The organism is Amycolatopsis sp. CA-230715 (assembly GCF_018736145.1).
Lineage (GTDB): Bacteria > Actinomycetota > Actinomycetes > Mycobacteriales > Pseudonocardiaceae > Amycolatopsis.
Window position 1 is genome coordinate 4,581,411 of sequence record NZ_CP059997.1, and the last position, 22,869, is coordinate 4,604,279.

At 70.7% G+C, this 22,869-nt stretch carries 20 protein-coding genes; 5 read left to right on the forward strand and 15 right to left on the reverse strand.

Translation table 11 applies throughout. The annotated features are described in order from the left end of the window. Window positions 1-298: 298 nt before the first annotated feature. The 4 genes from phoU to HUW46_RS21905 form a co-directional block, all read right to left on the reverse strand. A complete protein-coding gene (gene phoU, locus HUW46_RS21890; protein WP_215549044.1) occupies window positions 299-967 on the reverse strand; it encodes a phosphate signaling complex protein PhoU in 669 nt (222 codons plus the stop codon). 87 nt (window positions 968-1,054) lie between these two features. Then, the gene (locus HUW46_RS21895; RefSeq protein ID WP_331477287.1) at window positions 1,055-3,166 is read right to left on the reverse strand and encodes an LCP family protein; all 2,112 of its coding nucleotides are present in this window, start codon (window positions 3,164-3,166) and stop codon (window positions 1,055-1,057) included. Between the two features lie 258 nt (window positions 3,167-3,424). Then, window positions 3,425-3,964, reverse strand: coding sequence for a GGDEF domain-containing protein (locus HUW46_RS21900; protein WP_215550029.1), 540 nt, complete (start codon window positions 3,962-3,964; stop codon window positions 3,425-3,427). Window positions 3,965-4,068: 104 nt separating this feature from the next. After that, a complete protein-coding gene (locus HUW46_RS21905) occupies window positions 4,069-7,122 on the reverse strand; it encodes a patatin-like protein (protein WP_256451439.1) in 3,054 nt (1,017 codons plus the stop codon). A 183-nt stretch (window positions 7,123-7,305) separates the two neighbouring features. Here HUW46_RS21905 and HUW46_RS21910 point away from each other — a divergent pair, with 183 nt between their 5' ends. After that, window positions 7,306-8,499, forward strand: a complete 1,194-nt coding sequence (locus tag HUW46_RS21910) for an alpha/beta hydrolase family protein (protein ID WP_215549045.1) — start codon at window positions 7,306-7,308, stop codon at window positions 8,497-8,499. Between the two features lie 549 nt (window positions 8,500-9,048). On the opposite strand, the gene HUW46_RS21915 is transcribed toward HUW46_RS21910, so the two are convergent. Continuing rightward, window positions 9,049-10,203, reverse strand: coding sequence for an MFS transporter (locus tag HUW46_RS21915; protein ID WP_215549046.1), 1,155 nt, complete (start codon window positions 10,201-10,203; stop codon window positions 9,049-9,051). Window positions 10,204-10,263: 60 nt separating this feature from the next. Here HUW46_RS21915 and HUW46_RS21920 point away from each other — a divergent pair, with 60 nt between their 5' ends. Further along, complete coding sequence (locus HUW46_RS21920; RefSeq protein WP_215549047.1) at window positions 10,264-10,857, forward strand: TetR/AcrR family transcriptional regulator; 594 nt, start codon at window positions 10,264-10,266, stop codon at window positions 10,855-10,857. On the opposite strand, the gene cobF is transcribed toward HUW46_RS21920, so the two are convergent. Continuing rightward, on the reverse strand, window positions 10,823-11,587 hold the full coding sequence (gene cobF / locus HUW46_RS21925; protein WP_215549048.1) for a precorrin-6A synthase (deacetylating): 765 nt from the start codon (window positions 11,585-11,587) through the stop codon (window positions 10,823-10,825). The two genes, HUW46_RS21920 and cobF, sit on opposite strands and share 35 nt — an antisense overlap. A gap of 6 nt (window positions 11,588-11,593) precedes the next feature. After that, entirely contained in the window at window positions 11,594-12,109 is a 516-nt protein-coding gene (locus HUW46_RS21930; RefSeq protein WP_215549049.1) for a hypothetical protein, read from the reverse strand. Window positions 12,110-12,358: 249 nt separating this feature from the next. Here HUW46_RS21930 and HUW46_RS21935 point away from each other — a divergent pair, with 249 nt between their 5' ends. Then, window positions 12,359-12,952 carry a hypothetical protein gene (locus HUW46_RS21935; RefSeq protein ID WP_215549050.1) on the forward strand — a complete coding sequence of 198 codons (594 nt, stop codon included), beginning with the start codon at window positions 12,359-12,361 and terminating at the stop codon, window positions 12,950-12,952. A gap of 81 nt (window positions 12,953-13,033) precedes the next feature. On the opposite strand, the gene dusB is transcribed toward HUW46_RS21935, so the two are convergent. The 4 genes from dusB to HUW46_RS21955 form a co-directional block, all read right to left on the reverse strand. Then, on the reverse strand, window positions 13,034-14,179 hold the full coding sequence (dusB, locus tag HUW46_RS21940; protein ID WP_215549051.1) for a tRNA dihydrouridine synthase DusB: 1,146 nt from the start codon (window positions 14,177-14,179) through the stop codon (window positions 13,034-13,036). A gap of 702 nt (window positions 14,180-14,881) precedes the next feature. Next, the gene (locus HUW46_RS21945) at window positions 14,882-15,460 is read right to left on the reverse strand and encodes a hypothetical protein (RefSeq protein WP_215549052.1); all 579 of its coding nucleotides are present in this window, start codon (window positions 15,458-15,460) and stop codon (window positions 14,882-14,884) included. Window positions 15,461-15,527: 67 nt separating this feature from the next. Continuing rightward, entirely contained in the window at window positions 15,528-15,794 is a 267-nt protein-coding gene (locus tag HUW46_RS21950) for a hypothetical protein (protein ID WP_215549053.1), read from the reverse strand. Between the two features lie 20 nt (window positions 15,795-15,814). Further along, window positions 15,815-16,381 (reverse strand): superoxide dismutase, encoded by a 567-nt coding sequence (locus HUW46_RS21955; protein WP_215549054.1) that lies wholly within the window; start codon window positions 16,379-16,381, stop codon window positions 15,815-15,817. Window positions 16,382-16,506: 125 nt separating this feature from the next. Between HUW46_RS21955 and HUW46_RS21960 the strand changes: the two genes are divergently transcribed. Together HUW46_RS21960 and HUW46_RS21965 are read left to right on the forward strand one after the other, a co-directional pair. Beyond that, window positions 16,507-17,427, forward strand: a complete 921-nt coding sequence (locus HUW46_RS21960; protein WP_215549055.1) for a DMT family transporter — start codon at window positions 16,507-16,509, stop codon at window positions 17,425-17,427. Then, on the forward strand, window positions 17,424-17,876 hold the full coding sequence (locus tag HUW46_RS21965; protein ID WP_215549056.1) for a DUF6328 family protein: 453 nt from the start codon (window positions 17,424-17,426) through the stop codon (window positions 17,874-17,876). Before HUW46_RS21960 ends, HUW46_RS21965 begins: the two co-directional genes overlap by 4 nt. Here the strand turns inward: HUW46_RS21965 and HUW46_RS21970 are convergent, their stop codons facing one another. The 4 genes from HUW46_RS21970 to HUW46_RS21985 all read right to left on the reverse strand — a co-directional run bounded on the left by HUW46_RS21970 (window position 17,877) and on the right by HUW46_RS21985 (window position 22,789). Further along, complete coding sequence (locus HUW46_RS21970; RefSeq protein ID WP_215549057.1) at window positions 17,877-19,217, reverse strand: FtsX-like permease family protein; 1,341 nt, start codon at window positions 19,215-19,217, stop codon at window positions 17,877-17,879. 2 nt (window positions 19,218-19,219) lie between these two features. Further along, on the reverse strand, window positions 19,220-19,927 hold the full coding sequence (locus HUW46_RS21975; protein ID WP_215549058.1) for an ABC transporter ATP-binding protein: 708 nt from the start codon (window positions 19,925-19,927) through the stop codon (window positions 19,220-19,222). 351 nt (window positions 19,928-20,278) lie between these two features. Continuing rightward, the gene (gene lysA, locus HUW46_RS21980; RefSeq protein ID WP_254126411.1) at window positions 20,279-21,595 is read right to left on the reverse strand and encodes a diaminopimelate decarboxylase; all 1,317 of its coding nucleotides are present in this window, start codon (window positions 21,593-21,595) and stop codon (window positions 20,279-20,281) included. A 288-nt stretch (window positions 21,596-21,883) separates the two neighbouring features. Beyond that, window positions 21,884-22,789, reverse strand: coding sequence for a dihydrodipicolinate synthase family protein (locus HUW46_RS21985; RefSeq protein WP_215550031.1), 906 nt, complete (start codon window positions 22,787-22,789; stop codon window positions 21,884-21,886). Window positions 22,790-22,869: the final 80 nt, after the last annotated feature.

Consider the following 22,869-nt stretch of genomic DNA (forward strand, 5'->3'; position numbering starts at 1 on the left):
GCCCGCCCCCGAAGCCCCCACGAACTGCTGCACCGGCGCCCCGCCACTTCGCGCGCCCACCGAAAATCCACTCGCCCGCCTACCCCCGAGTGCCGCGAGGTCCGCGCCGAAGGCGCGGCCATGCAAAACCCAGCCACGCACCCGGCGATCCGACGCGCCCCGCGCGGCGGGAGCGTGCAGTCGGTCGCAGGGCCCCTGGGCCCTCTAAATTTGCGATGGCAGGGCGCACCCCGCGACCAACCGGCGGGTCGAGCTGGGAGCCGCGCCCTGGCAGCGCAAATTTTGACGACCGATAAAGTTACAGTTCGTCGGTTTCCGGGCCGTAGCCGGGCATTTTGCCGGTGACGACGAAGACCATCCGGCGCGCGACCGAAACCGCGTGGTCGGCGAAGCGCTCGTAGAACCGGCCGAGCAGGGTCACGTCGACGGCGGTGGCGACGCCGTGCGGCCAGTCGCGGTCCATGATCACGGTGAACAGGTGGCGGTGGATGTCGTCGACCTGGTCGTCGTCGGTCTCCAGGGTGCGCGCGGCGGCGACGTCCTTGGTCTTGATGACCTCTTCGGTGCGGCGGGCCAGTTTGACCGCGAACTCGCCCATTTCCGCGAAGTACGGCCGGACCGACTCGGGCAGCACCGGTTCCGGGTGGCGGCGGCGGGCGGCCTTGGCGACGTGCAGTGCCAGATCGCCCATCCGCTCCAGGCTTTCCGCGGCGTGGATGGCGGCGAGCACGGTCCGCAGGTCGGTGGCGACCGGCGCCTGCAGGGCGAGTAGCGCGTAGGCCTGCTCCTCGCAGTCGGCGCGCGCGTCGTCGACCTTCGCGTCGTCGCTGATCACCTGCTCCGCCAGCCCGAGGTCGACTTCGAGCAGCGCCTTCGTCGCCAGTTCCATGGCTTCCGCTACCTGGACCGACATCGCGGCCAGGTGCTCGGCAAGTTGTTCGAGTTCGACGTGGTAAGCCTCGCGCATGCGGCCACCTTACGGGGCCCGGCGCGCGAACACCGCATCGCAGGGTGAACCGCACATGAACCCGGACTAACGAATTCCCTGGCCGGGTCAGGATTCCGGCTTCGCGTGCCCCGTCGTGCCCTGGCTGGAGCCCGCCTGCCCCGGTGTCGCCGATCCGGATCCGGCGGCTTTGTCCGACGGCAGCGGGCCGTTCGCGATCAGTGCCTCGAACAGCGCCTTGGCCTTCGAGGGGATGAGGTCTTCGTTGCCGCGCGAGTTGGCCCCTTCGCCGACGGTGGGCACGGTCAGGAAGTTGACCTTCGCCGGGTCGAGGCCCTTCATCGACTGGGCGAGCGTCATGAGCTGGTCGATGCCGATGTTGTCCCCGAAGGTCGCGTTCGCGAACGCGGTGACGAAACCCGAAAGCTGCCCGGGATCGAGGAGCACGTCACGCGACATGGTCTTCTTCAGCAGCGACCCGATGAAGGTCTGCTGCCGCTTGATCCGGCCGTAGTCCGAGGTCGGGTCCCAGGTGACGTGCCGGGCGCGGACGTAGTTCAGCGCCTGGTCGCCGGTCAGGTTCAGATCGCCCGCCTCCGGGAAGATGTTGCCGAGCGTGGTGTCCTTGATCGGCCGGTCGAGGTGCACCGGCACCCCGTGCACGGCGTCGACCATGCCCTTGAACCCGTTGAAGTCGATGCCGATGAAGTGGTTGACCTTCATCCCGGACAGCTGCTGGATCCATTTGGTCAGGCAGGCCGGCCCGCCGAGGCCGTAGACGGTGTTGAGCTTCACCTGCTTCGCCTGCGGCGCGGTCTGGTCGGTGTACTGGTTCGTCTCGCCGTTGAACCGCTTGCACTCCGGCCGTGTCACTTCGAGGTCGCGCGGGAACGAGACGACGACCGCGCGCTGCCGGTCGGCCGGGATGTGCGCGAGCATCACGGTGTCCGAGCGCGCGCCGGGAATGCCGTTGGCGTTGCCGACGCCGTCTTCGGCAGCGGCGTCGGCTCGGCTGTCCGAACCGACGATCAGGAAGTTCTCGTCCCCGATCTGGCCCGCGCCGTTCTGGATGTCCTTCGAGTCCTCGTCGAGCGCGGAGATCTCCTTGAACTGCGCGTTGAACCAGGTCTTGGTGCCCCAAGCGGCACCGGTGGCGAGGAAGACCAGGCCCGCGACGACCGCGGCGGCGATGCGGCCGACCAGGATCGACCGGTCCGAGCGGCGCTGCTTCTTCTCCTGCAGGCGCGTTTTCGGTGCGGTGGAAGCGTTTTCGACGGCTTCATCCGCGGCGTCGGGCGGCTGGGCCGGGGGCGTGAACCGGGTGCGCTCGTCGTCGGAGCTCGTCACGACGCGCTGGAGCTTCGTCCTGGTCTGCTCCAGCAACTGCGCGGGACGCGCGGCGAACCGCTCGCGGCGCTGCTTGCGCCGTTCTTCCTCGGCGGCCGCGTCGTCGTGGGCGGCGGAGAAACGGGCGAGCGAGTCGTCGATCTTGCGGCGGTACATCGTCGCCTCGTCGACCGGTTCCATCTGGTCGGTCATGGTGAGGCGGTCGACCGGGGGCCGTTCGGCGGCGGGCCTGCGCAGCGGGCGGGACGGCTGCGGCTTGCGCGGCACCTGCCGGGTGGCTTCGGCGGCGGACGCGGCTTCGGCCTGCGGCGGGCCCTGTGGCGGTGTCGCTGAGGGTGGCGCCGGGGTGGGACGGGGCGCGCGGCCGGGTGGCGGCTGCCGGTCCGGCCGGGGCAACCGGTCCGAGGACTGCGCGCCACCGGGCGCCGATGGTCTGCGCGCGGCGGGCGGCGCGGTGCGCCGGGGCCGCGGTCTGCCCGCGTCGGGCGGCACGGCCTTGCGCGTGGGCGGGTCCTGCGGCGCGCGCCGGTCGGGCGGCGTTCTGCGCTGCGTGGGCGGATCGGCGGGCGGACGCGGCGCGGGCCTGCGCTGCCTCGGCGGCACCGGCGCCTCACCGGACGGCTGCGGCGGCTGCGCCGGGCGCGGCGGCCTGGCCGGACGCGGGGGCTGCACGTTCGGGAGCGGGTGCTCACCGGAGTGCCGTGCGACGACCTCGGAAACGCTGATCCCGCCGTAGGTGTCCATGGAACGGCGGCGTTTCCCGCTCTCGCCCTGCTTGCCGAGGGCTTCGCGGTTCGCGGCGCGCCGAGGGAGGGACCGTGACGTGTGGCCGCCAGCTCGAGGGCCGGGGCCGTCGGAACGCTCTTCTGGCACCGGTCTCCTTTCGCTGATGTAGTCCACACGTCCGGCACGTCCTCAGGGGTTCATCGCCGGCTAGCCGCATCCGTTATCAAGCGCTTCCCCCGACCGGGTAAGACATTCCCCGGGCGGAGCATCGTTATCGTACGGATACCCGCCGTTCCTGACGACACCCTGCCGTGAGTTTTTTTACACAGAGTGCGACCTTCTCGGCGTGTCGCCACCTTCCGATGAGCAAAAGGGTCCGGTGAATGGGGTATATGCCGGGTTTCGCTACGCTGTGTCGTGTATGAGACGAATCTCACCCTGAACACGACACGCCACGCGGTTGCGCCCGGCCCGCTTCGCGACGTATAGGAGTTCGTCCGCGGCCGAGAGGTCCCTGGCGACGCCGATGCTGACCGTCACCGACAGGCCGGTGGAGAGCCGCGCCCACGGGTGCCGCGCGACGCGCGCCCGCGCCGCGTCGACCACGGCCTCGGCGCCGGGGCGGGGCAGGACCAGTGCGAACTCTTCGCCGCCGTAGCGCGCGCAGAACGCGTCGTGCGGGAGGTCGCGCTGCAGCAGCGAGACGACCTGCTGGAGCACCCGGTCACCGGTGAGGTGGCCGAACGTGTCGTTGACGCGTTTGAACAGGTCGAGGTCGACCAGCGCGATGGCCACCTCGCCGGAGGTGGTGCGCAGCCGCTGGTCGAGATAGCGGCGGTTGTAGGCGCCGGTGAGCGCGTCGCGGAGGTTCTCCTCGCGGGCGCTGTCCAGCGCGGCGCGCAGGTGTTCGTAGGCGCGGCGCCATTCTCCTTGCGAAGCGAACATGTCGGCGACCGACTCGTGCAGCCCGAGCAGGTCCGTCACCTACGTCTTGTCGTCTGATCGGGACGTTCGCTTGAGGTGTCGACCGAGCGGAAAGCGAATATCGCTCAAGTGGTCGACGCGACTCGCTCGTTGGAACCCTCAGTAGTCGGTTTCGCGGCGAGGAGGGCCCGCTTCTTCTTGGCGCGCTTGGTGAGCGCGCCCACGGGCGTCACCACGGCTGGCAGGACGAGCAGCGCGCTCACGATGATCCACAGCCACGCCAGACTGCCGTGCTGCCAACGGTCCATCGCGGCACCGAGCCAGCCGAAAAGGACATCGCGCAGCCCCGGCACGTACGCGGCGAACAGCAGCGCCGCGCCCGCCAGCGCGCCGAGCAGGGACAGCAGCATCCTGGTGTCGCGCCGCAGCGTCAGGATGCTGGCGACCAGGAAGACCGCCGCGCCGGCGGCGAGGGCGAGCCCGGTGAACTGCAGCACGTCGCTGGGGCGGTCGCCGAGCACCAGCCCGAGCACCACGGCGACGACGCCGGCGAGCAGGTTCCACGGCGCGCGGAGGTTCGCCGCGACCTGGGTGATCCACCACGCCGCTTTCCCGGCGCTCTTGGCGAATCCCGCGACGGGTTTGACCGCGGTCGGCATGTCGGCCGCGCCCGCGGCCGCGTTCACGCCGGCGGCGCCGGTCTTGATCAGCGTCCTGGTGAGCAGGGTCGAACCGCGTTCGGTGCCGAAGGTCTCCTTCGACACTTCGCAGCGGCGGAACGCGGCGGCCGTGCTCGCCTCGTCGGCCGGGGGCGAGTTCCGCATCAGGTCGCGGAAGTCCTGCGCGTGCACGCCGTTCGCCTTCGCGTCCGCCATGTCCTTTGTGGACCACTTGGCCACCACGGGCAGTTCCTCGGCGGCGATCTGGAGCTGGCGCGAGCGGGCCAGCACCATCGCGGTCACCGGCATGCTCACCGGCATCGGCCGCGGTTCGCCCGGTTCTTCCTCGAGCGGCTTGAGATCGGGGCCGACGCCGAGGAACGCGAGTTCGGCCGCGAGCTGTGCATTGAGACTGTCCATTTCGGACTGTGGGAGGTCGTCCGCCGCGCAAGGTGGTTGCCAGCCGATCTCGGTGAAGGCCTGTTCGAGCTTCGCGGCGAACCCGTCGCCGCTCAGCTCGCGGAGCAGCAGCAGCCGCTTGGGGTCGAGAAGGCACTGGATGAGCCAGCCCGCGCCGTCGACGCGGCCCCACATCCAGTCGTTCGCGCGCCACGAAGCCTTGTAGAACGCGCCGAACGCGTTCGCCTGCATGCCGGTGAGCTTGTCCTTCGCGTCGCGCCGCGCGAGGTCGAGCAGGCTCCTGGTGTCCGCGCTGACCTGCACCAGGTCGACCCGCTGGTCGACCGACGGCGGCTGGGCGAGCAGCGCGCCCGCCGCGATGTGCAGGTCGAGCAGCCTGGCGTTGAGCACCGCCGGTTCGGTGCCGGGCAGGCCGAGCCAGTCCAGCAGGGTGGTGATCGTGTCGGCGCCCTCGTCGTAGGACTGCTTCAGGTTCGACGGCACCGGGGTTTCCGCCGTCGCCAGCGAGCGCAGCGTCGGCGCGAGTTCGACGAGCACCCCGGCGAGCTCCGGCCACGGATCGGTTTCCGCGGTGAGCACGCCCTCGGTCGCCCACTCCTCGGCCAGCGCGGTGATCCAGGCGATCAGGTCCTCGTTGAGCGCGGGCGAGTTCCTGGTCTTCACCCAGTCCGCGAGCCGCTGTTTCCGCGCCGCCTTCCGCCGCGCGTCGTGCAGCTTCCCGCGAGCCGAGTTCAGCGCGGCGACCTGCGCTTCCGTTGGCAGCAACCGGAAACCCGCGTTGACGAGCTGCAACCCGGTCGCCACCGCGTCGTCGACCGCGCTCGTGCGGTACCCGGCCAGCTCGGCGGAACCGCATTCCTCCGGCGGCGGCCGCTCGGGAAGCTGGTGGCGAAGACCCTCGGCCGCCGCCGCGCGCAAGCTCCCGGACACGCCGGAAGTCCACTGCCGCACCTGCGTCATCCCCGAGCGGCTGTCGAGCAGTCTCGTCGCCGCCCGCACGAGCGCCGCCGCGTCGGTCTGCACGCGCCTGGCGCGGTAGGCGGCGAACATCCGGTCGTCGACGAGCGGCCGCGACCGGTCGCGAAGACCGATGCCCGCCAGCGAAACCCGGGTCGCGCGCGCCCTGACCACGGCGTCGTTGTGCCGGGTCAGCTCGTCCAGCTCGGCGCTGATGGTCTGGCTCGTCAGCGCCGTCAGCACGTGCCCGAGCGCGCCCGCGAGCAGTGGCGGGTTCGCGGCGTCGACCGGGACCGCCTTCGATTCGTCCTCGCCGCTCGGCACCACGTAGAGCAGGAGCCGCCGAACGTCCTCTTCGGACTTGCGCTCGAAGATTTCGCGCAGTGCCGGGCCGATCGGCTTGTTCAGCAGCACTCCGCCGTCGGTGAGCCAGTGCGATCGGGTCGCGTCGGTGAACGCCGCCATGTCCGGGTGCGCTTCGTCGGCACCGGCCCCGACCGGCATCCTGGCCAGCTCGAACGCGCCGGGGAAGGACGCGCTGCAGCGCGCGGCGAGCGCCAGCGGGTCGAAAACGTTGCCCTGCCACAGATCCCGCTCGAACCGGAAGAGCAGGCGGTGCTCGGTGTCGCGCATGAGATTGCCCAGCGCGTCGTCGTACCTCGTCGTCTCGCCGTCGATCATGGTGCCGGTGAGCAGGACCGTGACGTCCGGGTTCACCGGGGTGTCCTGCTGGCCGACGATCCCGCGCAGCGCCTTGCGGAGCCCGCCGAGCAGCACGCGATCGCCGTCGAGCACCGAGCGGGGTTCCGGTTCGGACGGGTCGCGGATGAGGTTGTCGAGCGAACCGGTTTCGAGCCAGATGTCGCGCAGCGAGGCCGGTGACGAGCGGTAGGCCTCGGACAACCCGAGGCAGGCGGCGTTGATCCCGCCCGCGCTCGTGCCCGTGAGCACGTCGAGGCACACCGTGGCGTTGAGGAATCGCAGCAGCTTCCCGTACGCGGTGGCGTCGCTCGAGTCCCTGGAGGCGCGCAGCAGTGCGGAGGTCTCGGTCGCCACCCCGCCCATCCACACGGCGAGGCTGGCCCCGCCGACCATCGTCATCGCGATGCGGATTTCTTGCGGCCACACGGTTTGTTCGCGCACGGCGCCTCCCACGTCACGGGCGATCAGTCCAGCAGAAACGATCCACTTCCGGGATGGACGTCCGCACCCGCTGTTCGGGTGGACTTCTCCGCCCGAAGGGGCAGCGTGGTAGGGCGTGCCCCACCAGCCGTTGTCAGGGTGACTGGATGGGAGACGGTACCGCGAAGCGCCAGTATTCGGGGCATGACGAAACTTTTCCGTTCGTGCGCCGCGGTGCTCGCGGCGGCCGCCGTGCTCACCGCGGTCACCGTGCCCGCCTCCGCCACCCCCGCTCGGGGCGCGCTGCTTTCGGTCACTCCGGTCGAGACGCTCTCGCTCGACGGCGTTCGGGCCAAGCTCGCGGACTCGCCGTTCGGCGCGGACCACGTGCGCCACGGCGTCCACGCCTACCGGCTGGAATACCGGACGATCGACGGCCGCGGCCGTCCGACGACCGCGAGCGGGCTGGTCGCGCTGCCGGACGACGGCCCCCGCGTGCTGCCGACCGTCGCCTACCTGCACGGCACGCGGGTGGGGAAGCGCGCGGTGGCCAGCGTCGACGAGCACAACGCCGACCGGCCGGCCGCCTACACCTTCGCCGCGGCCGGGTACGCCACCGTCGCGCCGGACTTCCTCGGGCTCGGTACGGGCCCCGGTTCCCACCCGTACATGGACAGCGCGACCGAGACGTCGGCGTCGGTCGACATGCTGCGCGCGGCGCGCTCCTTCGCGCAGCGGCTGGCGAAGGCGCTGGACCCGAAGGTGCGGATCACCGGGTTCTCGCAGGGCGGGCAGGGCGCGATGGTGCTCGGGCGGGCGCTGCAGTCCGGTGTGGACCGCCGGTTCTCACTCGGCGCGCTGGCGCCGATCAGCGGCCCGTACGACGTGCTCGGCGCGGAACTGCCCGGCATCTTCGACGGTTCGGTTTCGCCGGGCTCGGCGATGTTCTACCTGTCGTACTGGACGGTCGCGATGAACCGCACGCACCACATCTACTCGGATCCGGCCGAGGTCTTCAAAGCCCCGTACGCGTCGACGATCGAGAAGCTGCTTGACGGCTCGACGGATGACGACGTGGTCGCGAAATCCTTGCCTGCCAAGCTTTCCGACCTGTTCACCGACGCGTACTTGAAGCGCGTGCGGCATCCGTCGGGCGGGTTGCTCGAAGCCGCGCACGCCAGCGACGGCGCCTGCGACTGGCGGCCGCGGGTGCCGGTGTCGCTCTACGCGGGCACCGCCGACACGGATGTGCCGATCGCGAACGCGGAAAGCTGCCGGCGCGACCTCCGCGACGAAGGCGCGCGCGTGCGGGTGGTGAACGTCGGTCCCCGGGATCACTTCGGGACCGCTTTCACCGCGGTACCAAGGATCGTGGACGCTTTCGACCGCGTGCGCTGACCCTTCGGGGGCGTCGGCCGGTGCCCCGAAGGTGACCTTCGGGGAATCTAGCGCCACTTTCTCGGCCCTCGCTCGCGTGCGGGCAGTGCCGCGCATGCCCCGAAGGTGGCCTTCGGGGCGCTCAACGCCGCATATTCACCCCTCGCGCGCTCGACCACCACGACACTCTTGCCCTGAAGGTGGCTTTCGGGGCGCTGGATGCCCTGAAAGCCACCTTCAGGGGCACGCGACGGCCTGCTGTGGGGTCGTGCGGGTGGCCGGAGTGTTGTGCGAGGGTCGAGTTCGCGGCGTCTACCGCCCCGAAGGCCACCTTCGGGGACTCGCGCGGGTGGTGGCCCCGCCGCGAGGGCCGAGATCGGGACGCTCAGCGGCCCAAGAGGAGCCTTCGGTGGCACTGCCGCCTGCCCCCGACCTCTACCGGAGGATCTTTCGGGGCATGAGGGTCCGTACGAACTCGACCTTTCGTTCGCCCAGGGGGACCCCCGATTTCAACGTTAGCGTGGTGCACCGACAGTTTCGGGGTGCCAGTTCGGTGGGATTCGGGCGCGATCACCGCCGTGCCAAGGAGCGGTGGTCGCGGAGGCTGGCCGTCAACGCGGACGCGGCGACGGCCACGCCCGCCGCCAGCAGGAACGCGGGCGGGTAGCCGAACTGGTCGGCGACCAGGCCGCCGAGCGGGCCCGCGGTGAGGATGCCGAGGTCCCAGAACGAGATTATCGCGCCGACCGCGACCCCCGGCCGCAGCGCGCCGGTACGGTCGAGGGTGACGGCGACGGCGGACGGGAAGATCAGGCTGAGCCCGGCGCCGGTGACCGCGGCACCGGCCAGTGCCACCACGCTCGTCGCCGCGGTCGCGAGCGCGACCAGTCCCGCCGCCTCCACCACCAGAACAGTCTGCGCGACCCGGATCCCGCCGAGCCGGTCGACCAGCGGGCTGCCCGCCGCCCGCACCACGAGGAAAGCCGCCGAAAACACCGCAAGGCCAAGGTTTTCCCCGCCCACCCGGTCCACGGTCAGGTGCAGCACCAGCAACGCGGTGAGCGTGCCGTAGCCGTAGGCCGCGAACCCGAGGCTGGCCCCCGGCGCGCCGACACCGCGCGGCAGCAGATCGCGCCAGGTCGTGATCCGCATCCGCGCGCGTTCTCCGGTGCCGCGCCGGGTCGTCGCGACCAGCGCGGTGGACGCCAGCGGCAGCGCGAGCACGAGCCACCACACCGCGGTCGAGCCGCCCAGCTCGTGGAAACCGACCGCGAGCAGCGGCCCGCCCGCCAGGCCGCCCCACATCGACAACCCGAACCAGCCGCTGACCCTGCCGCGAAGCCCGGCCGGTGCGCGCGAGAGCACCCACGGCAGCGCGGCGGAGAACAGCGCGCCTTCGCCCGCGCCCATCACGAGCCTCGCCACGAGCACCACCGCGACGTTCCCGGCGAGCAGATGACCCGCCGCGGCCAAAGTCGTCAGCGCGCCGCCCGTCATCACCACGAGCCGTGCGTACCCCGCGTCCCCGGCGCGCCCGGCGAACGGCCTGGTGACCGCCGCCGCGGCGAACGCGGCACCGACCGTGAGCCCGGTGATCGCGGGCCCGGCCGCGAACCTGCCGGTCAGGTAGCCGGGGAGTTCCTGGAGCGTCGCGCCGAGCGCGAGGTAACCGCACAGCACGGCGACCCACAGCCGCTTGACCGGAGTGTCGGGGAGAGCGTCCACGCACCGGACAGTACAGAACGGTACTGTTCTCGTACAGTACCGAGTGGTACTGTCCTCGGCATGGCCGCCGGAGCACCACCGAACCCGGTCGCGACGCGCGCGAAGATCCTCGAAACCGCGACGGAGCTCTTCTACCGCAAGGGCGTGCACGCGGTCGGGGTCAACGAGATCGCGGCGCGCGCCAGCGCGTCGAAACTCAGCCTGTACAAGTACTTCCCCGGTAAGGACGATCTGGTCAGGGCCATGCTCGCCGAGCACAGCGACCGGATCCACGCCTGGCTCGAACGCAACACGGCGGACGCCCCGAGCGGTCCCGCGCGCGTGCTGTCGGTGTTCGATCTGCTCATCGAATGGTTCGCGCAGCCCGGCTACCGGGGCTGCGCGGTGGTCAACACGGTCACCGACACCCGCGCCGAGCCCGCGATCGCGGAGATCGCGCGCCGCCACCTCGTCCGGTACCGGGCACTGCTCGAAGCGCGGCTCGCCGAACTGCCCGTCCCGGACGTGCCCGCGCTCGCCCGCCAGCTGCTCCTGCTCGTCGAAGGCGCCAGCGTGGTGACCGCGATCGACGGCGAACCCGCGGCGGGCACGGACGCCCGCGCCGCGGCCGAACTGCTCGTCAGCGCCGCCGTCGCAGCAGGTACACGTCCATGATCCAGCCCGTGCGCTCGCGTGCCTCCGCGCGCGTGGCCACGATCCGGTCGGACACCTCGTCGAGCGGCCCCGCCACCAGGATCTCGTCCGGCGTGCCGAGGTAGGCGCCCCAGAAGATCTCCAGGTCCTCGCCGGTGAACCGCTGGAACGCGCAGTGCGCGTCGAGCATCACGAGCACGTCGTCTACGCCGTCGGGAAATCCTTCCGCCAGGCGCCTTCCCGTGGTGATCTGGACCGCGGTGCCGATCCGGTTGAACGCCGTCCGGTGCTGGGCGGCGAGCACGGAAACGCTGCTGATCCCGGGAAGCACCTCGTAGTCGAAGGCCACCGCGTCGCGCCGTTTCACCGCGTTCAAAATCGCGATCGTGCTGTCGTAGAGCGCCGGATCGCCCCACACCAGGATCGCCCCGTGCTCGCCGTCGGCCAGCTCGTCGCGCAGGAACGCCTCGTACAGGTCCGCGCGCCGCTCGTGCCATTCGCGGACGGTGGCCCGGTAGTCGGTGGGAGTGCGGTCTCGTTCGGGATCCGTCGCGCGCACCACGCGGTGTTCGCGCGTGACGTGCCGGTCCAGGATGCCCTCGCGCAGCTTCGCCAGGTCCTGCTTCTCGGATCCCTTGTCCAGCAAGAAGAACGCGTCGACCTCGTTGAGGCGGCGCACCGCCTGCAGGGTCAGGTGCTCGGGGTCCCCGGCGCCGATTCCGATAACGGACAGTCGTTTCTGGTTGGCCACGACCGGTCACGGTACGGCAGGGCCCCAGCCGGCTATCGTGCCGTCGCCGGTCTGCGGCGCGCCGACCGGGACCTTCGTGATCTGCTTGCCCTGCCGGGGTTCCGCGGGCTTCGTCGGCGGCGCGGGGTGCGGCGGATTCGGGTCCAGCACGGTGAACCACGCGGTCCCGACGCCGGAGTGCGGCGTGTTGGCGTAGCTGCAGTAGACGGTCACCAGGTACCTGCCCGGCTTCACGGCGCGGACGGTGCCGCTCACCTCGCCGCTGCTCCCGGTGAAGCCGAGGTCCACGCCGTCGGATTTCACCTGCGCGTAGGCGCACGGCGTCAGCTTGGCCACCACCTTGGTACCCGGCACGCCCCTGGACGGGATGAGCGTGACCGCCACCTTGTCCACCTGCTGACCGGGCGGATTCGTCGTCGGTGGTGGGCTGGTTTCGGCGGCCGCGGCGACCGGTGTCAGCGCCAGCAGACCGGCGGTCAGCACGGTGAGAACGGTGTTCGTGCGCATCGCTACCCCCAACATCCGGTGGATCGTGTGCTGAGCACGCCGGAACCGCGCGGCAGGTTGCCTCGCGCGGTGAACCTTGTCATTCCCGGCAGGGTGCGGGCATCGCGGAACTGTCACCACGGGACGTTTTCCGAATGAACATTGCCCGCCGGTCCGATCGTCGATAATCTCGTTTCACTGGGGATTCATTACGGCACATTCATGTGTGCCTCACGATCGTCCCCGGAACACTGTTCGCCGACGATCGGAATGTCGAAAATGAGAATGGTCAAGGTAAGAACCACCGGCCGGATCGCGGTGCTCGCCACCTTCGCGGTCCTGGCCACCAGCGCGATCGGCACGGCCGCCGCGAGCGCGACCACGAAAACGCTCCAGTGGCTCGTGACGTATCCCCTCATCAGCAACGAGGTGCCGCTCACCACCGTGGTGCACGGCGACTACCCCGCGACGGCGGCACGGGGCAGCACCGTCACCGTGCCGCTGAGCGACGACGTGAACGCGGGCGTGGAGATCACCGAAGGACTTCTCCTGCTCAGCGCGCCCGACGCCGCGGGCACCATCAGCGGCGGCCGGACCGTCACCTACCGCGACGGCACGAGCCAGGACGTGCCGTTCCAGCTCACCATCCCGAAGACCCCGACCCCGCCGTCCGGCACGCCGTTCACCTTCACCGCCACCGGTGCGCTGACCTTCACCGTCCCCTCGGGCGCGCCGACCGGGCAGGCGACCGTCCGGGTGCGGCCCGCCGCGGGCGCGCATATCGTCACCAAAAGCGATCTCGGTGAATTCGACACCCCGGCCAGGCTCGATCCGGTCGCCGTTCAGGACGTCGTCGTCGGCACCATCACCATTACCTGACCAAGGTCGGCAGTCTAAATACGGAATGAAATAGTTCCCGGTTTCCCGGCGGGGTTCTTCCTTGCCGGGAAACCTTTTTCGTCAACCGCCGGAATGCATGTCCTCGGTCTCGGGGACGCAGTTGTCGTCGGGGTCGTCGAGCCAGCCGTGCGGGAGGGTGACCTTGCCGGGTGAGCCCTGGCGCCCGCGGGGCCCTTCGGCCGCTTCCGGGAACGGGGCGTCGTGGTCGAGCTGCCCGATGAGGTCGTCCAGCTCGGTGAGGCTGGAGACCATGGCGAAGCCGCGGCGCAGTTCGGAGCCGACCGGGAAGCCCATGAAGTACCAGGCCATGTGCTTGCGCAGATCACGCATCGCCTTGTCCGGGCCGTCGTGGTGGACCAGCAGTTCGGCGTGACGGCGCAGCACGCGGGCGACTTCGCCGAGGTCGGGGCCCGCCGGGATCTCGCGTCCGGCGAAAGCGGCTTCGAGTTCGCCGAACAGCCACGGTCGGCCGAGGCAGCCGCGGCCGACGACCACGCCGTCGCAGCCGGTTTCGGCCATCATGCGCAGCGCGTCGCCGGAGGTGAAGATGTCGCCGTTGCCGAGCACCGGGATGCCGGTCACGGCCTCTTTCAGCGCGGCGATCTTCGACCAGTCGGCCTTGCCGGAGTAGCGCTGGGCGGCGGTGCGCGCGTGCAGCGACACGGCGGCCGCGCCCTCGGCCTCGGCGATGCGGCCCGCGTCGAGGTAGGTGAGGTGGTCGTCGTCGATGCCGACGCGGAACTTGACCGTGAACGGCACCCCCGCCTCGGCGGCCGCGGCGGCCGATTCGCGCACGATGTCGGCGAACAGCTTGCGCTTGTAGGGCAGCGCGGCGCCGCCGCCCTTGCGGGTGACCTTGCTGACCGGGCAGCCGAAGTTGCTGTCGATGTGATCGGCGAGGCCCTCGCCGGTGATGATCTTGACGGCCTCGCGCATGGTCTTCGGGTCCACCCCGTAGAGCTGCATCGACCTGGGCTTCTCGTCGGCCCCGAAGGTCATCATGTGCATGGTCCCGGGATGCCGTTCGACGACGGCGCGGGCGGTGATCATCTCGCAGACGTAGATACCGGCGCCGTACTCCTGGCAGAGCTGCCGGAACGCGACGTTGGTGATGCCCGCCATCGGCGCGAGCACGACCGGCGGGTCGACCCGGTAGGGGCCGATCCGCAGGTCAGGCTTGGTCAGGGTGGCGGTCACGCTCTCCATTGTCGCTGGTGGCGTCCGTCACGCGCACCCGGCCCGGTGGATGCCTTCACCGGCTTGGCGCCGCTCTCAGCCGGTCGATCCCCTCGGCTGTGTCGATGGGCAGGTGCTTACCGGTGGTCACGTCGCGCGTGCTTGACCCGCGTGGTGATCGTGCGGACACTGTGGGTGTGAAGGGGAGTATTCCTTCGCGCCGTTCTCGTCAGCACGAGACGTGAAGTCCTGCGCGGCCAACCCGGCGTTGGCCATCCGGGATGTCTCCGGGGGCGGCGGTCGTCGCATGCTCGACGGTGGAAGAGACCTTCAGCGAGTCCACCGTGGCCACCGGCCGGAAAGGCGAACACTTACCACTCGATCTCGTTCTGAGGACTTTCGCCGGGCAGGTACTCAGCTTTGCCAGTTTGCTCTCGACTGGCTGAGCTGACGCCTGCGCGCCCCGCTCAGCCAGAGCAAGGGGACGCGAGGTAACCAGCGTGAGTCTGCCGACTATCGGGTTGTGGGTCGTCGCTTTGGCCGCGATACCCGCCTGTGTGGTGATCGTGGTCAGCGTTGTCGCTCTGCGCGGAAGTGCGCCGCGCGAACGCCCGGAGATCATCCGTGCTCTCGCCGATCTGATCCGTGCGACGCGAAGGCGTGGCCGAACCGCGCCTCCACCTGCCGATCGTGAGGTCGAGCGCTGAGCTTGTGGCCCGGTCCCGGCCGCGGTCAGTTCGCACCCGCGGCGGGCCGCGGTGCGTACCAGCGCAGGGCGACCAGGACGAGCACCGCCAGGCCGCCCAGCATGGTGACGCCGAGCGGGGCCATGCCGATGTCCGGGACGAACAGGTGACCTCCGGTGAGGTTCAGCTCCCACCCGTTCGGCACCGCGTCCCAGCCGACGCCGTCGACCGGGTTCGCGAGGTAGCGGACGAGGTGGCCGTCCGCGCGCTGGTGGCCGCGGGACGCCATCGAGAATCCGGCGTACAGCAGCACCGGGATCGCCAGCGAAGCCACCAGGGTCGACCTCCGTCGCACCCACGCGGCCCCGCCGAGGCAGGCGAGGCCGACGCCGAGCAGCACCGTGATCCAGAGGTCCTCGCGCCACGGGAGTTCGAGCAGCGGTCCCCGGCCGGACAGCACGCAGTACCCGCCGGTCAGCTCGCCGGTGGTGCCCGGGTTGCCGAAACCGCCGGCACACCCGGTCAGCACCCACATCAGCTGCTCCACCCACTTCGTCAGCGCGTACAGCACGCAGAGCGCCGCGACACCGCCGATGGTCCACTGGGCGGCGGGACGGTTTCGCACGGCAGCAGCACCTCACCAACTCGGGATCACTCATCACCCACGACGCGGTGACCGGAGTGGAGGTTGCTCAGGACGGTCGTCCGGTGGCCATCAGTTCGCGGGTCCGGCCCACCCAGGTGGTGATCCCGGGGTCGTCGATCCCGGCCGCGTCGCGCAGCAGCGCTTCGAGGCTGTGCGACGGCGTCGTGCGATAGCCGGTCCGCACGGCGTCCTCGGCGATCAGGTGGAAGCAACCGAGGAAGTACGTCCGATGTGGACAGTCCAGGTCGGCGGCGAGGCGCAACAGCAGCGGGGCCCTGCCGATGGTGGCCAGCCGGAGGTCCCAGTCCCGCACGGGTTCCTGATCCCTCGGGCTCAGAAGGCGACGTTCACGCAGGCCAGGCGCGCACCAGCGGTTCCGGCGTGGCCGGGGTCGGTGTGCGTGTGGGTTTCGTGGATCACGACGGATCCCGCGCGCCGCTCGCCGAACTGCCAGCCGACGCGGGAGCGCGCGAAGCCGTTGCCGGTGGCGTCCGCGGCGAAGTCGAGCCAGATTTCGTTGCGCGGGTTCGCGTAGGCCGGGTCGACCGACGGGCTCACCGGGTCCTGCTGGAACTGGTAGTGCGGGCCCGCGGCGTCCCCGGTCGCGCCGCACGGCTTGGTGTGCACGTGGGCGCCGTAGTGGTGGCCTGGCACGAGGCCGTGGACGGCGAGCACGGTGTTGGTGCCGACCGTGCCGGACGAGATCGAGAAGACGTGCGCAGAGGAGCCCTCGGGCACGAGCGCGGGCTTGTACGTGCTGGCGGTGGCGCCGGGTTGGTAGGCGCCGAAGGTGCCGTGCACCGAGACCACGCGGACGTTCGACGCCGGGGTCGCGTCGGCCGGGGCGGCCGCGAGCGCGGTCAGTGCGAGTGCGGACAGGGCGGCGGGGAGGAATCGCATGGCACCTCTTTATCCGGTCGGCCGCCACCGGTGCCAAGTTTCGACCGTTATTCCCAACCTATGGTGTGACGAAGTCCCGATCTTGATGACGGTGCGTGGTCGTCGCAGGTTCTAGGCTGAGGCCCGTGAACTCGTTACGGGAAGGGTCCCCCGACAGGACGTGGCTCGTCGCGGTCGCCGCCGCGCTGTGGGGCACCGACGGACTCCTGCGCCTCCCGCTCGCCGAAGCACTGCCGTCGGGCACCGTGGTGTTCTGGGAGCACCTGCTGGTCGTGCTCGTGATGAGCCCGTTCCTGCCCGCCGCGGTCCGCGCGCTGCGCAAGGCCACCGCGCGCGAATGGCTCGCCGTGGTCGTGATCGGGGGCGGTTCGTCCGCACTCGCCACCGCGTTGTTCACCGCCGCGTTCAAGACCGGCGACCCGGTCACCCCGCTGGTGCTGCAGAAGCTCCAGCCGGTGTTCGCGGTGGTGGCCGCGTTCTTCGTGCTCGGCGAGCGGATCAGGGCGGGGTACGCGCTGTTCGCGGTGCCCGCGCTGGCCGGGGCCTGGCTGCTCGCGTTCGCGGACCCGCTGCACATCAAGGTCGCGGCGGCGCGGACCGCGCTGCTCGCGATCGGCGCCGCGGTGCTGTGGGCCGCGGGCACGGTGCTCGGCAGGCTCGTTTCGACGAAGCTCGAGCCGCGGGACGTGACGGTGCTCCGGTTCGCGTCGGGGCTGCCGGTGGCCGCGATCATCGTGGCCGTGCAGGGCGCCTCCTTCGCGGTGGCCTGGCACAACGCGCTCGGCCTGGTGCTGCTGGCGTTTGTGCCGGGGCTGCTCGCGCTCATCCTCTACTACGTCGGGCTCCGGTCCACCCCCGCGTCGCGTGCCACGCTGGCCGAGTTGGCTTTCCCCGTCACAGCCGCCGTGATCGGCGTATCCTTTTTGGACGCCGAACTCACTGCGACGCAGTGGCTCGGGCTGGCCGTGGTGGTCGCGTCGGTGACCGCGCTCGGCTGGCACGAGAAGGCGCGAAAGCGGCCGATGGTGCTGGAGCCCGCCTTGTGAACGAACCCGACGAGACCACGAACCAGCGGCTCACCCGCAACGTGTCCGAGCTGCTCGGCGAACTGCGGGTGGCGCAGGCCGGCGTGCAGATCCTGTTCGGGTTCCTGCTCTCGGTCGTGTTCACCGACCAGTTCCGGCACGCGAGCGGGTTCGAAAAGGCGCTGCACCTCGCGGCGGTCGTGCTCGCGGTGCTGTCAACGGCACTGCTCACCGCGCCTGCCGCGTGGCACCGGTTCCTCTTCCGCGAAGGCAAGCGCGAGGTCATCCTGCGCGCGGGCAACCGTTCGGTGCTCGCGGGCCTCGGGCTGCTCGCGGCCGCCATCACGGTCACCGTGGCGCTGATCGCCAAGGTGGTCTACGGCACGGTGGCGATGGCCGTGGTGGCGGTGGTGGTCGCCGTGTTCTTCGCGGTCCTGTGGTTCGTGGTGCCCGGCCACCTGCGCGGCTGATCAGCCCGCGATCGCTTCGACCGCGGGCGTGCGGAGCACCCGCCGCGCGGTGCTGATCCCCGCGGCGAGCGTCACCGCGACAGCGGCGGCGCCGATGGCGAGCCAGAGCGCGCTGCCGGTGCCCGGCACCGGCGAACCGGTCTTCATGATGCTGTACGGCACCACGGTGACCACCGCGGCCGCCGAGCCGAACAGCACCCCCGTCGCCGCCAGCACGGCGCTTTCCAGCCCGACCATGCCGAGCACCTGCGGCGGGGTCGAACCCGCGAGCCGCTGCCTGCCGAACTCCCCTCGCCGGTGGACGGTCGCGGCCACCACGGTGTTGACCACCATCAGCGCGGCGAACAGCGTGATCATGCCGATCACCACGTAGTTCAGCAGTTCGATGCTGCCCGCGATCTCGGGTTTCGGTGTGCCGGAAGCGTTTTCGATGTCCTGCATGTACAGCGTCCCGGTGGCGATGCCGGTGAACAGCAGGATCGGCACGAGCACGCCGCCCATTTCCCGCGCGCGCTCGCGGAGGTTGTGCGCGGTGAGGTAGCCACCCGCCCCGGTGTACCGGCGCAGCGGTGCGCGGAGCGCGGCGGCGGCCCCGCGCAGCAGTGCGGGCGCGAGCAGCGCGAACCCGGCCGCGGCGAGGATCGCGCCCTGACCGCCCACCGCCATCGAGGCGAGATCGCGGCCGTCGAGCACGGTCGCGGTGACCACGCCGCAGCTCAGCCCGGCCGCCAGCAGTGCGCCGCCCCCGATCGCCCTGCCACGGCCGAGCCGCACTTCGTCCACAGTGGACTGGACAAGTGCCTCGCTCGCCCGCGTCGCGCTCGGGCGGCGGGTGGCGAACCCGGCCGCGATCGCGGCCGCCAGCACGGTGACGCCGAAGCCGATGCCCACCGCGAAAACGCCGTACCGCGCCGTGACGGACTGCCCGACGAGTTCGCCGTCCCGGAGCAACCGCACGAGCAGCCGTGCGGCGAACACCGACGGCGCGATCGCGAGTGCCGCGGCGACGACGGCGACCGCGACCGCTTCGGTGGTGACCATCCGGCCGAGCTGGCCGGGAGTGGCGCCGATCGCCCGCAGCAGCGCCATTTCCCGGTAGCGCTGGCGCACGAGCAACGCGAGCGTGGAGGTGACGGTGGTGACCACGACGACGAGCCCCCACCCGCCGACGGCGCAGGCCATCATGAGCAGTTTCGCGGCGGAAGCGGGATCGACGCCGCTTCGAGTGTCCAACATGGACGCGAAGGTCATGATGATCGTGGCACCGAGCACCAGCGAGACGAAGCTCGCGACCAACGCGCCGGGCCGGTGGCGGATCGAACGGAGCGCGAGGACGACCATCGTCACGCTCCCGTCGCGAGGCTCGCCATGCGCGTGGCCACACCGTTCGCGGTCGGCTCGGCGACGCGGTCGACGATCCTGCCGTCGCGGAGGAACACCACGGAATCCGCGAAGGACGCGGCGACGGGGTCGTGCGTCACCATGATCACGGTCTGCCCCAGCCGCTTCAGCAGTTCGAGCACCTGACGCGCGTTGTGCGTGTCGAGCGCGCCCGTTGGTTCGTCGGCGAACACGGCCCGCGGTTCGGCGGCGACGGCGCGCGCGATCGCGACTCGTTGCTGCTGTCCGCCGGAAAGTTCGGCTGGCCGCCGGTCGAGCTGATCGGCGAGGCCGACCCGTTCCAGCGCGGCGACGCACCGCGCGCGGTCCACCCTGCGCCCGGCGAGGCGCGCGGGAAGCGCCACGTTCTGCAGCGCGGTGAGCGCGGGCATGAGGTTGAACTGCTGGAACACGAACCCGATCCGCTGCCTCCTGAACTTCGTCACCGCGGTCTCGCTCGCGCCGGTCAGTTCGACGCCGTCGATCCGCACGCGGCCGCTCGTCGGCTGGTCCAGACCGGCGGCGCAGTGCAGCAGCGTGCTCTTCCCCGACCCGGACGGGCCCATCACCGCGGTGAAGGTGCCGTCGGCGAACCCGATCGTGACGTCGTCGAGCGCCACGACATCGCCGTAGGACCGACACACCGATTCCAGCCGCACGGCCTCGGACATGGACGCCTCCCCAGGTAGTGGCCAATACGAGAAACCTACGAAGGCGGCGTGGTCCGGGCCATGCGGTGCGCACCCGATGCGCCGTGGGGTTGCCCTTACCGCCGCGTGGGCGCGTTCCCGGGTAACACGTGGTTAGATACGTCGTGTATACGTCTAGTGCGTAGTCGCATTCGCGCGTTCTCGCGAACTTGTTTCCGGAGCCGGTGAACTTCCGGATGGGCAGCTGCGCCGGTGTCCAGCAAGCGCGGCGAGTACGACGCGCCGCCCTGCACCCGGATCAATAACACAATCAGCGACTCGGCACACTGGGCGACCTCCGAATAGTCCACTGTGCACTGTCCATACGGGAATTCAGGCGGTGACGTCGACCGGCATCCCCGCCGGGCATTCGCGGCGCAGCAGGTCGTCCTCGGACTCCCTGCGGACGAGCACGGTCGCGGTCCCGGCGCGGACGCCGACCACCGGCGGCCTGCCGACCAGGTTGTAGTTCGAGCCGAGCGAGTGGTGGTACGCGCCGGTGCACGGCACCGCGATCAGGTCGCCAGCGCGCACGTCCGAGGGCAGCGGCACGTCCTCGGCGAGCACGTCACCGGATTCGCAGTGCCTGCCGACCACGGACATCGGCACGTGCGACGCCTTGGTGTGGCCGCGCACGAGTCGCGCGTGGTAGCGCGCGCCGTACAGGGCGGGCCTCGGGTTGTCGCTCATCCCGCCGTCGACGGCGACGAACGTGCGGCTGCCGCGTTTGACCGAGCACACCCGGTACACGGTCATCCCCGCGCTCGCCACGATCGCCCTGCCCGGTTCGATCGTGAGGCGTGGCAAGGGAAGGCCGTGCCGGGTGCACTCGAAGGCGAGCGCGATCCTGATCCGGCGCGCGTAGCCGCCGAGGTCGAACTCCGGGTCGCCGTCACGGTAGGCGACCGCGTGCCCGCCGCCGAGGTCGAGCTGGCGCAGCGTCACGCCGAAGGTGTCGCGGACGTGCGCGAGCGTTTCGGCCATCTTGCGGGCGGCGAGTTCGAACCTGTCCACACGCGACACCTGCGAGCCGATGTGGCAGTGCAGCCCGGCGAGGCGGAGGCTCGGCTGGGCGAGCACCGCGGCGACCGCGCGGTCGAGGTGCTCCGGTACCGAGGGGTCGAGCGAGAACCCGAACTTCTGGCCCTCGGTGCCGGTGCTGATCGCCGTATGGGTGTCCGCCGCGACGTTCGGCGTCACGCGGATCAGCACCTGCTGGCCCGCGCGCGCGAGCGGCCCGAGCTGGGCGATTTCGTCGAGCGAGTCGACCACGACGCGGCCGATCCCGTATTCGATCGCGGCCTTGAAGTCCTCCGGGGTCTTGGCGTTGCCGTGCAGGAGGATCCGCTCCGCGGGGAACCCGACGGAGCGGGCCATCGCGATCTCGCCCGCCGAGCAGGTGTCGAGCGACAACCCTTCTTCGGCGATCCAGCGCAGCACGCCCGCGGTGCAGAGCGCCTTGCTCGCGAACGCCACTTCGGCTTCCGGCAACGCCTTACGGTACGCACGCGCACGGGAGCGCACGGCGTCTTCGTCGATGAAGTGGGCCGGGGTGCCGAACCGGGCGGCCAGCCTGCCAACCGGCGCCCCGGCGAACACCAGTTCCGGCTCCGCGCAGGCGAGACTGGGCAAAATGTCCGCGAGCGTCACGACTTCCTCCACGTTTCGGCGGTGTTTCCTGGTAGTGCCAGCACAACGCCGTCGAGTGGTTCGCGGGGGGTGCGCCTACGTGGTCATGACGCGGCGGAGCGCCGCGTTGACGCGCTGTTGAGGTCCCGGTGGCCCCCACCACAGCTTCATCGGCCCTGTCGGCAGGCTGCCATTCCGACGTCCGCCTCCGGCGCGGGCGTTTCGCGTGCCCCGAAGGTGGCTTTCAGGGAATCCAGTGCCCCGAAGGTCACCTTCGGGGCATCGGCAGCTCTTCGGTGTTGGGGGAGTTCAGGTGAGCTGCCAGCTCGCGAGCAGGCGCGCGATCCGCGCGCGATCGTCTTCGTCCACGGCGCTGCACGGCTCGCGGACGTCGGCACGGCACAGTCCGAGCTGCGCGAGCGCCTCCTTCACCACGCTGACGTTGTTGGCCGAGGACGCCGCGGCGCGCATTTCCTCGAAGGGGCGGATCCGCTCCCAGACGCCCATCGCCGCCGCGAAGTCGCCCCCGGCCAGCGCCCGGTGCATGCCCAGCGACAGCTCCGGCGCCACGGTGACCAGCCCGGAGGTGAACCCGGTCGCTCCGACCGCGAAGTAACCGGGCGCGGACAGTTCGGCGAGCCCGGCGATCCAGGTGAACCGGCGCAGCCCGGCGTCGCGGGCGACGGAGGCGAACCGCACCGGGTCCGCGACGGCGTACTTGACGCCGATCACGTTGGGGCTGGTGTCGGCGAGCGCGGCGATGTCCGCGCCCTCGATCGAGGGGGTGCGTAGGTACAGCACGACCCCGAGTTCGGGTACCGCGTCCGCGATCGCCCGGTGGTAGCCGAGCCAGCCGCGCGCGGAAACGTACGGGTGCGCGGGCTGGTGGATCATGATCATCTCGGCGCCGGTCTCGCGCGCGTGTTCGGCCGCGCGCACCGCGGTCGCGACGTCGTGGCCCACGCCCGCGAGCACACTTGCCCTTCCCTGAGCGGCTTTCACGGTTGCTTCGAGGCAGACGCGTGTTTCGGCTTCGTCGAGCGCGTAGAACTCGCCGGTGTTGCCGTTCGGCGTCACGACGCCGACCCCGGCTGCGACGAGGCGATCGACGAGGCGGCCGTACACGTCCGGCTGGATGGTGCCGTCTTCGCCGAACGGCGTCACCGGGATCGCCACCACGTCGCTCAGCCGTAGCGCCAACTCGTCGAACGCCATCGTCTCCCCGTTCGTGTTCGTGGCATCTTTCATCTGATATACGATGCGCCATACGGTAACACGCCTGGTCATCGAGTTGT